The organism is Thioalkalivibrio sp. ALgr3, assembly GCF_000377325.1.
Taxonomy (GTDB): domain Bacteria; phylum Pseudomonadota; class Gammaproteobacteria; order Ectothiorhodospirales; family Ectothiorhodospiraceae; genus Thioalkalivibrio.
On the sequence record NZ_KB898028.1, the window covers coordinates 1 to 1,727 of the forward strand.

At 63.5% G+C, this 1,727-nt stretch carries 2 protein-coding genes; both read right to left on the minus strand.

All coding sequences use genetic code 11. The features are described from left to right. Nucleotides 1-158: 158 nt before the first annotated feature. On the minus strand, nucleotides 159-698 hold the full coding sequence (locus C998_RS0113900; protein WP_018871475.1) for a hypothetical protein: 540 nt from the start codon (nucleotides 696-698) through the stop codon (nucleotides 159-161). A 99-nt stretch (nucleotides 699-797) separates the two neighbouring features. After that, nucleotides 798-1,727, minus strand: a 930-nt coding sequence (locus C998_RS14300; protein ID WP_018871476.1) for a DNA cytosine methyltransferase, incomplete at its 5' end; no start/stop codon positions are given.

Sequence of the window (1,727 nt, forward strand, 5' to 3'; positions counted from 1 at the left end):
GATGATTTTTACGGGTCGGCTTTTCACATTCATGCTGTTTCTCCTTCGCAGTGCAGGGCCGAAATGGCCTGCTTCGAGAAGGAATTGGCGGCACAAAAAAACCCACCGCTGGCAGAGCCAGGGTGGGTGTTGATCTTCGGCAGATCCGGAGGATCTGTTCAAGCGCTATTCCAGAGGTCGATGGTCTCCGGCAGCCGGGGCTCCACCCGGTTGCACTCCATCCCCGTGATCCGGTGAGGGATGTACATGTCCTCGCCCAGTTCATCGGCCGCGAACTGGGCCGCAGGCAGCCAGTCCGCGCGGGAGCCCGATGAGGCGATGTCCATGCAACCCGGTGCTCGGGTATAGACCAGCACGAGAACCACGCACACGAAGAAGTCGTAGGGCTTCCCGGAGGTGTCGCAGAACTCGAAACGACCGTCCCCAATGTCGGGCACCAGCGAGAAGGTTTCCCCGTCGAGGCCCATCCGGCCGGTCCCGTTGAACCGGATTTCACTGTCCGAGAACCGAGGTGGCTCATTCAGGGCGCCATGGTCGAGACCGAGCCGCAGGGGCTCGTCGTCGAAGCATCCCCCGGCCGTGTTCGAGTGCTCGGGCAGCCGGGCCGCGAGATACCGGGCGTCCCGGATGATCCGGCGCCAGTTCCGCGTCGGGATGGCGATGTTGCGCGTGAAGTAGTGGGTGTAACCGTTTCCCATGATCTTCTCCTTGCGATGCCGCTCCGGAATGGAGGGCTTCGCATGGGGGTTGAGCCCACAAAAAAACCCGCCCAGGCAAAGCCGGGGCGGGTGTGGTCTTCACGCGGCAAATGCCGCTTCCTGAGTCGGATCACCCCGGAGTGCCGCAAACGACTGCCCCAGATGCTGCCCCACGGCCTCGAAGGCCGCATGGGCAACGGATTGCCCAAGGATTTCGTGCGCGCGGGTGGCGGAGAGCCCGGCAATCAGGGACTCGGGGACCGCCTTCACGCGAGCATGTTCCACAGGCGTCAGCAGGCGCGAGCGCCCCGGATCGGCCGGGTGACGGATGAAGGGTTCCGTCGAGCGTGCTTTCGCGTAGCCCCTGCCGATTGTGCCCAGGGAAGTTTCGGAGCCGTCGAGGAGCTGGCGACGGAAGCCCTTTCCTGCTTCCTTGTCGCGAGCCTCTTTGTCCGAGAGGTAGCTGTACTCCTTCCACATGGGATCGTCGGGGCCGATGTCCTCCAGGACATCCTGGATGCACGACTCCCGTTCCCGGATGGAACGCAGACCCTCGAACGCGAAAGGCACCTGGCGATCCGCTGCAACCAAGCAGAACCGATTGCGACGTTCCAGCGCGCCCAGCTCGTGCCCATCCAGCACCGCCTCGTGCAGCTCGTAATCCAGACTGCTCAAGACCGAGCGGATCACGGTCATGCTGGTTGTCGTGCCGTACTGCGGCACGTTCTCCAGCAGGACCACGGAGGGCCGCAAGGTCTGGATCGCCGCGATGAAGGCGACGAACAGAGGCCCGGCAGTTTCATGTTCCTCCGCCTTTGCCAGACCGTTTTTCGCACGGCCCGAGAGAGAGGCGCCCGTGCAGGGCAGGCCCGCCGCGAGGATGTCGATGGCCGGTAGCTTGCGCCATTCCACATCCTGCATTGGGGCCTCAATCGCGATGGCGTCCTTGTGCCAGATCGGATTGTTCGCCAGTGAAGCCTCCAGGTAATCGCCATCCGCCTCATTGGCGAAAGCCAGCTCGACGGGAAC